This is a genomic window from Aequorivita flava, from assembly GCF_038742595.1.
In the GTDB taxonomy this organism is placed as follows: domain Bacteria; phylum Bacteroidota; class Bacteroidia; order Flavobacteriales; family Flavobacteriaceae; genus Aequorivita; species Aequorivita marisscotiae.
Window position 1 is genome coordinate 21,343 of the sequence record NZ_JBANCF010000019.1, and the last position, 7,952, is coordinate 29,294.

The window sequence follows — 7,952 nt, forward strand, 5'->3', positions numbered from 1 at the left end:
TGAAAGAACTCGATCTACCCATTCGCTTTAATGGCCCACCAAATAAGGCTTAACCCCAAAACAACAATTGCCAACCCATATAATTTTGAAGTTAATGTATCGGGTAAGACAAAAGTTAATATAAGAGACGACATAACTGTAACAATTCCCGCATTACCAATTAACATTAAATTGAAAATGATTTTTCTACGAACAGGATGGTTCATAATTTTTTCGGATTCTGAAGTGGTAAATCCCGCGCCAGTATAAGCCGAACGCGCTTGAAACCGCGCGCTTTGAGTAGAAAGACCCGTGTGGATTAATGCAATAGTTGCAATTTTTGTAATTAAAGCTGAAAGGGCCACGACCAAAAATAATGTTATTGCTGCAATCATATAGTTTCAAAATTAAGAAGAAATAGGCGCCCTCAGCAATTCTTTATAAAAATATTAATGTAAAGTTTTTTAAGGTATCGGTTTAAATATATCGCAAATTTTTAAAAAGTAGAAGTGATTTTAGACCTGATATTATAATTAACACTACAAAAATTTATAACTTGAACGCGCTAATAAATTTTAAATTTCAACACATTAAAATAGAAGTATGAAAACCTTTTTTCAAAAAACCATTGCCTTAACCGTTATGTTTTTCGGCATTACTTCACTCATAAATGCACAGGCACTTAGTAGCTCGCAAATTGACAGTTTGGTACAAAAAACCATGAAAACGTTTGATGTTCCCGGAATGGCGGTTGCTGTTATAAAGGATGGAAAAATATATCATAAAAATACCTACGGCGTGCGTTCGTTAAAAACCAATGCCGAAGTAAACGAAAACACTCTTTTTGGCGTGGCATCAAATACAAAAGCTTTTACCACCGCCGCCTTGGGAAAACTAGTTGATGCGGAAAAACTTTCATGGGACACCAAAGTAACCGATATTATTCCTGAGTTTAAATTGTACGACGCATATGTAACCGACCAATTTACCGTTCGCGATCTTGTAACCCACCGCAGCGGGCTAGGTTTGGGCGCTGGAGACTTAATGGTTTTTCCAGCTTCAAACACAACTACGAAAGATGAAATGATTCATAATTTGCGGTATTTAAAGCCAGTTTCTTCCTTTAGAAGCAAATACGATTATGACAACTTACTGTATATTGTAGCTGGCGAAATAGTTGCAAGAATTTCTGGAAAAGGTTATGACGACTATATTTCTGAAAACTTTTTTAAACCCTTGAAAATGGAGCGTTCGTTTCTTTCAATTCCAAAAATTAAAGCAGACGACAATAGAATAGACGGCCACGCCCCGGTAAATGGAAAACTGGAATTAACAGCCGATACCTTTACGCAAATTGCTACTCCAGCGGCCGGAATCTATGCTTCAATTAACGATATGTGTACTTGGGTGCAGGCACAACTGAACGAGGGAAAATACGGCGAAGAACTTCAAAAAAGTCTTTTCAGCAAAAAAGTACACAACGAAATGTGGACGCCCCAAACTATTGTACGAGGCGGGAGAGGAGCGTATAATACACATTTTACGGCTTATGGGTTGGGTTGGTTTTTAAGTGATGTTAATGGCTACTTTCAAGTTACGCATACAGGAGGCCTACTTGGAATTGTAAGCCAAGTAACACTGCTTCCCGAATTAAATTTAGGCATAATTGTTCTTACCAACCAACAAAGTGGTGCGGCTTTTAGAGCTATTACCAACTCAATAAAAGACGGCTATTTTAATATTAAAAACAAGGATAGGATTGAGCAATATAACGAACGACGCTTGGCTGGCGAACGCAGGGAAGACAGCATTACCAAGCAAGTAGCTGCAGATATAAAAGCTTCCTTAAATAGCAAAACACCAAAACCCAGCACTAAAAACATTGTAGGCACGTATAAAGATCCGTGGTTTGGCGGCGTACAGATCAGCGACCAGAATGGTACACTACGCTTTAGCGCAGAAAAGGCATTGGATTTAAAAGGTGAAATGATTTTTTATAAAGGAACTACATACGTGGTTCGTTGGGATGATCCCGCGCTAAAAGCCGATGCTTTTTTAAATTTTACTTTTAATACTGAAGGTAAAGCAAATGGATTTACCCTCAGCGCCATTTCGCCACTTACCGATTTTAGTTATGACTATCAGGACTTGGAGTTTACCCGGATAAAATAGATTAGGACCGTTTTTTCAACTTGTGCTCGTTTCCTAAGGCGAAGTAAAGAACAGATCCAAACAGCGGAAGAAATAATACGACCAATACCCAAATTAATTTATTTTGGGATGTAAATTCATTTTGTAATATGTTTATCAAAGCCAATATAGGCAGTACAGTAATAATCAATATTACAATTATTAGTACAATCTGCCAAACGCCTATGGTGGAAAGAAATATCATTTAAATTCTCAATTAAATATTATTTAAAGCGATCTAAATAGCTAAATCATTGATTGTAAATATATAACATTTAATTATTTTCTTGCTTTTAAAATTTCCGCATTACTGCCGTCATCATAAAGATATCTAAAATTGGTGGCCTGTTTTACAGATATTCCTTAATTTCATAACACATAAAGTCGAAATTATGAAAACTACAAAAAGATTAGACAATGCTCTAACTAAACTCTATGTTGCGTTTCATGAAAATATGCTAAATCCAGAATGCTGTATGCACTGTGCAGTGGGTAATATTTGTAATAATACCGATAGCTGGAAGCACCTCAGCGACGCGCATGGATCGTTGCAATTAAATTATGTTGGTTTGGTACATGAAAAATTAGGGCGAAAATTTTACGGGTACTCTCCTTTAGAACTTTTAAATATTGAAGCAGAGTTTTTAAAGGGCTGCGGCTATACACTTCCTTTAAATTATAGAAACAGTAAGCCCAAAAATCCCACTTCAAAAGACACTTTATTAAAGGGTCTTTCGGCTGCTACCGCGTATTTGTGTAAGCTAGATAACGTACAAAACGTGATGGATTATTCTTCATTATTTATTACGGAAAAGCCAAATACTATAAGCAAACAGCTTGCGCGGGTTTAAATTATTGCACTTAAAAAAATGAGCCCTATTTTATAAAAAAGTGATAATAAACTTCACAACTTTAAGATTCCATTTAAGTAACTATGACCAATACACGTAAAGCGACAAAAAGGCTGCCGCTCTATCTTTCACTTATTTTTATTGCCATATTAGTGGTTTGTTATTTTACAATACCGGAAGTAAAACAATTTTTTACCCAAGCTTGGAATGTGCTTACAAGCGATGACGAAGCCCGCATTCAAAAGTGGGTTGAAGGCTTTGGTTGGTTTGGACCACTTGTGCTTGTTTTAGCAATGATTGCACAAATGTTTTTGATAGTCATTCCCACCATTTTGCTAATGATTGTTACTATTTTGGCCTACGGACCTATTTGGGGAAGCTTACTAATTTTAATTGCCGTATTCTCGGCTTCATCCGTAGGATATTTAATTGGTAAATATGTAGGAACGCAAATTATAGTGAATCTTTTAGGAAATACGACCATGAAAAAAGTAAGTTCTTTTTTAAAAGAATATGGGTTTTGGGCCGTTGTAATTACTCGTGTAAATCCTTTTCTCTCTAACGATGCCATTAGCTTTGTGGCCGGCGTATTAAAAATGAATTATTGGCGATTTATTACAGCAACCTTGCTGGGAATTACGCCCCTAACAATATTAATTGCTATTGTAGGAAAAAATATAAATACTTTAAAATCTGGCTTGTTGTGGGCTTCAATAGGAAGTTTAATACTTTTTATAATTTATATTTGGTGGGATAAAAAACGAAAAACAACAAATTGAAATTTTCTATTTTTGCAAACCAATTAATTGTTTCGAGATTTTAAATAAAAAGTTGGATTACAGCTAACTTTTGAAGATTTCAATTGCTTCTTACAAACTTTTAAATCACTTATTGATTCATTATTTTTCCTCTATGGATACTAGCTTGCATTATAATATACGCCCGGCTCGAGCCGAAGATTACAAACAAGTAGCACCGTTAATTGTGCAAGCGATGGAAGATTTGGCGTGTACTTTTGCCAATACAAATTCTCCTGAAAAAGCAGTTCCCCTATTTGAATATTTTTTTCAGCAACCTGCCAATCAGTACAGTTTTGAACATACTTTGGTATATGCCGAAGAAAATATTATAATGGGTTCCATTACGTGCTATAATGGCGCGTTATTGCCTAAATACAGAGTTCCTTTTATGGCGTATATAGCCGATAAGTACAATGTAACCGACTTAAAAATTGAAGACGAAACCATTCCCGGAGAAGTTTATATAGATACGGTAAGCGTATCGCCAAACCATCAAGGGAAAGGAATTGGCAAAAAATTATTGGCAGCGGCAATACAGAAAGCTAAATTTGAAGGACACGAAAAAATAGGATTGCTGGTAGATTTTAAGAATCCAAATGCCAAAAAACTTTATCTAGCTTTGGGGTTTAAAAGTGTAGGCAAAAAACAACTTGGCAGCAATGTTTACGAACATTTACAGCGCCCATTATAAGTGAAGTTTTAATAAAATTGAATTACGAAAACAACTGGTTAAGTACTGCCAATGATTTCGGTTTTTGATACCCTTGAACGTGAAAACTATAATACGCTAAAAGCAAATCCAACAATTCCTTTCGCTGTTTTTTTGAGAGTTTTACTGTATGTAAAGTGTTGTAATCTAAGTTAAAAAACAGTTTAAAATTTTCAATTTGCGTTCCTTCCAAACAATATTTAGATGTGTCTGTAGCTTGAAAATTTCCATCTATAATATTGAAGTATTTTTCTTCAATATTAGAAGCATCCGGGAAAAAACCTAGGTACAAACTGAGTTGCATTAAAAAGAATATATGAAAATTGGCAATGGCTTCATTTGCATCCAACCATTGAAAAGCGCGTTCCATAAAAGCAAAAAGTGCTGTATTTGGCTCTTCTTCACGAATACAATTTTTTAGCATTTCAGATAAAAACATAACCAGACCAGACTTCACAATATCGGTATGTAAAGATTGGTACGGAACAGCAACTTTAGCTTCTTTTATATATTCTAAAGTACCTTTGTTTTTATGGTCTGCAATAAGTTCGAGTTGGGTGAGTGGTTGAAAATACGAGGCCTTGAGCTTTCCTCTTTTCGATTTTAAAATACCGCGAAGCAAATAGCTTTTTACACCTGCAATTTCGGTATAACAGCACACAATAAGGTCTGCCTCTGAATACTTTATTGCCGAAAATACGATGGCTTTGGTAGCAACTACCATTAACGGATTATCATTATTTTCGAAACTTTGGTTTCGGTGTTGTCATCTGTAGTAACGAGTACTAAATACACCCCCGAACGCACCTTATATTTTCCAAAAGCAGTTGTGTCCCAAAGTACGCTTCCTCCTTCCGAAGTTTCTTCAAAAACAAGATTACCGGTAATATCGGTAATTTTTACATTCGCCTGGGCGGTGAGTCCGTCTATAGTAACATTGCCGCTAAATCCGGGTCGAACAGGATTTGGAAAGGCGTGTAGGTTTTCTAAATTGTCACCGGGAGCAGTTGCGGTTCCTTTATAAGCAACAAGACCTTTGAGGGTGGCAAAATAAACCACGCCCGTAAATGGATCGATAGCAATATCCTGAACGGTATTAGACGGTAATGGCGAATTATCTTTGGTGAAACGTAGCAAGGTTTCTTGCCCATTTGCCGACAAGTAAAAAACTCCCGATGAGGTTGTAGCTATCCATTTGTTATTAGAACCATCTACTTCAATATCGGTAATTGTTTGTTCGTATAAAAGTTCTTGGGCTACGCCATCTTCCAATATAATTATTGCTTGTGATTCTGGAGTAGTACCTTCTTCAAAAAAACTACCGGGACTATAAAGTACGCGCAATCCTTTTAGGGTTCCAATCCAAAGTCTATTTTGAGCATCAAAGGCAATTGTTCTTACTGCAGCTGAAGGTAAATTGCCATTGCCAGGGCCTTGGCCAATTTTATTAAGTCGGTTTGTTGTGGGATTATACCCTATTAAACCATTGCTATAACTACCCATAAATACATAATTTTCTCTACTTATATCTAATTGGGTTATAGCCAATTCATTTAGGGCATTCGTAATAACGCTCGATAAGTCAACTTTTTGAAATTGTCCGCCCGGGGTTAATTTTATTAAGCCCTCGTCTGTTTTTGTTTGCGCGAACCACAAATTCCCTTGTGGGTCAAAATCAGACCCATAGATTCTAATTCCCGCATCGTCGTTACCAATCATAATCCGGTCTAACGGGCTATTGGTTTCATCGTATAGGATTGTGGGAGTGTCGTCCACAATTTTTAAAAGCCCTTTTTGAAATGAACTCATATAAACTTCATTTGGCAATTTTGGATTGATGGTAACATTTACCAAATCTGTTGGTTCAGCTCCCACAGCTGCACTTAAATCTTCGTATGAAATATTATTCCAAAGCGTATCTTTTAAAACACTTATGCCATAGCGCGAAAGTGGATATGGATTGTAATCTTTGTCTATTTCACCAAAATTTACCCAAAGTTGTCCGGGAGAAGCATCTATAGCATACGGACTGTTACGTTCGGGACCATTTGGCAAAATCTGGTCGGCTTGCATACTTCCAAAAGGAACAATTAACAAACCGTCTTCATTTGTTCCTATGTAAAAATTGTCATCAAACCCGTACCCAGAAAGCAAATCCAAATCGTAATTAAGCACATTGTTTACAGCTGCTGCTTCAACAAATCCTTCGGAATAAGCTTGTACAGAATTATTGGTAGTTATAGTTAATAGGTTATCCGCCAGTCGAAATTTAAGCACTTGGGCCGAAAAATTTTTTACTTCGGTAGTAGCGCCATTGGATGTAAAACGCAATATAGTATTTGCGCGGTTTGCAGCATATAGGTCGTTGCCAAGCTTTTCTGCTGCTCTGTAGCCCCCGCCCATAATTGTAGTCCAGTTTTCAAAGTCGATTAAATTATCGTCTGCTACAAGTGCTCTGCGCATTCCATCGGTAGCGCTCGCCGCAAAAATATAGGGTTCCTTTATTATCGTTTGTACAATATCTATTTGGCCACCGCCATCGCCAATAAAATAAGTATCGCCAAATTCTAGTCTGGCCAAATCATAAACCGAAATACCGTATTGTGTGGCTATATAGAGTTTGCCGTTAAATTCGGTAAAATTGTTAATTCGCTTTCTGTCGGGAGGAATAGTTTGTTTTTCTAAAATATCCACCACTTTTAAAACTCTTTCTTCACCGTCTTTTACTATTTCCATTAGGCCATCTTCATACCCAATAATTAACAAATTATAATCCTCGCTGTAGTAAATGGTAGTTATGGCATTTCCCGAGAGGCCGTTTACGGTAGAGAGCGTTTTAATTTTTTGAGTTGAAATATCATAATAAAACACAGCATTTTCGGCTCCCACATATATTTTATTGTTGCCTTGTGAAATATCTTTTATTGATACATAAGAGAAATGACCCGTCCATCGATCTTCGAAATTCTGGGCGCTTGCCAGAAAGGGAAATATAAATAGTAAAGCAATTGTCCACTGCTTCATAGAAATTCTGTTTTGAATATTAACACGCTAAAATACTATTTATTGCGAGATGGGAATGAAAAAGCCTTTCCATATTATAAAAACCAACAGAGGAAGCTATATTAGCTTCCTCTGTTGGTTTTCGATATTTCAACTCTTAGCGCACCACCAATTTCTTAGTAATGGTTTCATTTAGGGTTTTTAGGGTTACAAAATAGATGCCTGCCGCATAGCCCGAAACATCCAGTTTTATGACCGTTGTGTTTTCCAACGGCTCTTTGCTTTCCAAAACCTGCCCAAAGTTGTTGGAAACCGTAACCGCCAAGCCAACAAACCCTTGGTTGGGGAGGTTTATGGCAACGGTGCCGGTTGTCGGGTTGGGGTACATGGTAAAATCTTGGAGTGTTGCCGCTGCCACGC

The 7,952-nt window shown here is 36.8% G+C and carries 9 protein-coding genes; 4 read left to right on the forward strand and 5 right to left on the reverse strand.

Going from position 1 to position 7,952, the window contains the following annotated elements; genetic code table 11:
• Positions 1 to 14: 14 nt before the first annotated feature.
• Positions 15 to 374 (reverse strand): hypothetical protein, encoded by a 360-nt coding sequence (locus tag VZD24_RS14730; RefSeq protein WP_342688038.1) that lies wholly within the window; start codon positions 372 to 374, stop codon positions 15 to 17.
• A 208-nt stretch (positions 375 to 582) separates the two neighbouring features.
• On the opposite strand from VZD24_RS14730, the gene VZD24_RS14735 reads away from it, so the two are divergent.
• On the forward strand, positions 583 to 2,151 hold the full coding sequence (locus VZD24_RS14735) for a serine hydrolase (RefSeq protein WP_279449469.1): 1,569 nt from the start codon (positions 583 to 585) through the stop codon (positions 2,149 to 2,151).
• Between the two features lies 1 nt (position 2,152).
• Here the strand turns inward: VZD24_RS14735 and VZD24_RS14740 are convergent, their stop codons facing one another.
• Complete coding sequence (locus VZD24_RS14740) at positions 2,153 to 2,374, reverse strand: PLD nuclease N-terminal domain-containing protein (protein ID WP_279449470.1); 222 nt, start codon at positions 2,372 to 2,374, stop codon at positions 2,153 to 2,155.
• 187 nt (positions 2,375 to 2,561) lie between these two features.
• Here VZD24_RS14740 and VZD24_RS14745 point away from each other — a divergent pair, with 187 nt between their 5' ends.
• From VZD24_RS14745 to VZD24_RS14755, 3 genes are all read left to right on the forward strand, one after another.
• Entirely contained in the window at positions 2,562 to 3,020 is a 459-nt protein-coding gene (locus VZD24_RS14745; protein ID WP_279449471.1) for a Na(+)-translocating NADH-quinone reductase subunit F, read from the forward strand.
• Between the two features lie 83 nt (positions 3,021 to 3,103).
• The gene (locus VZD24_RS14750; protein ID WP_279449472.1) at positions 3,104 to 3,799 is read left to right on the forward strand and encodes a TVP38/TMEM64 family protein; all 696 of its coding nucleotides are present in this window, start codon (positions 3,104 to 3,106) and stop codon (positions 3,797 to 3,799) included.
• Between the two features lie 133 nt (positions 3,800 to 3,932).
• Entirely contained in the window at positions 3,933 to 4,511 is a 579-nt protein-coding gene (locus tag VZD24_RS14755) for a GNAT family N-acetyltransferase (protein WP_342688039.1), read from the forward strand.
• A gap of 22 nt (positions 4,512 to 4,533) precedes the next feature.
• Here the strand turns inward: VZD24_RS14755 and recO are convergent, their stop codons facing one another.
• From recO to VZD24_RS14770, 3 genes are all read right to left on the reverse strand, one after another.
• Complete coding sequence (recO, locus tag VZD24_RS14760; RefSeq protein ID WP_279449474.1) at positions 4,534 to 5,253, reverse strand: DNA repair protein RecO; 720 nt, start codon at positions 5,251 to 5,253, stop codon at positions 4,534 to 4,536.
• A complete protein-coding gene (gene porZ, locus VZD24_RS14765) occupies positions 5,253 to 7,553 on the reverse strand; it encodes a type IX secretion system anionic LPS delivery protein PorZ (protein WP_279449475.1) in 2,301 nt (766 codons plus the stop codon). The genes recO and porZ overlap by 1 nt, the downstream gene beginning before the upstream one ends.
• Positions 7,554 to 7,689: 136 nt before the next feature.
• On the reverse strand, positions 7,690 to 7,952 hold a 263-nt coding region (locus VZD24_RS14770), incomplete at its 5' end, for a T9SS type A sorting domain-containing protein (RefSeq protein WP_342688040.1).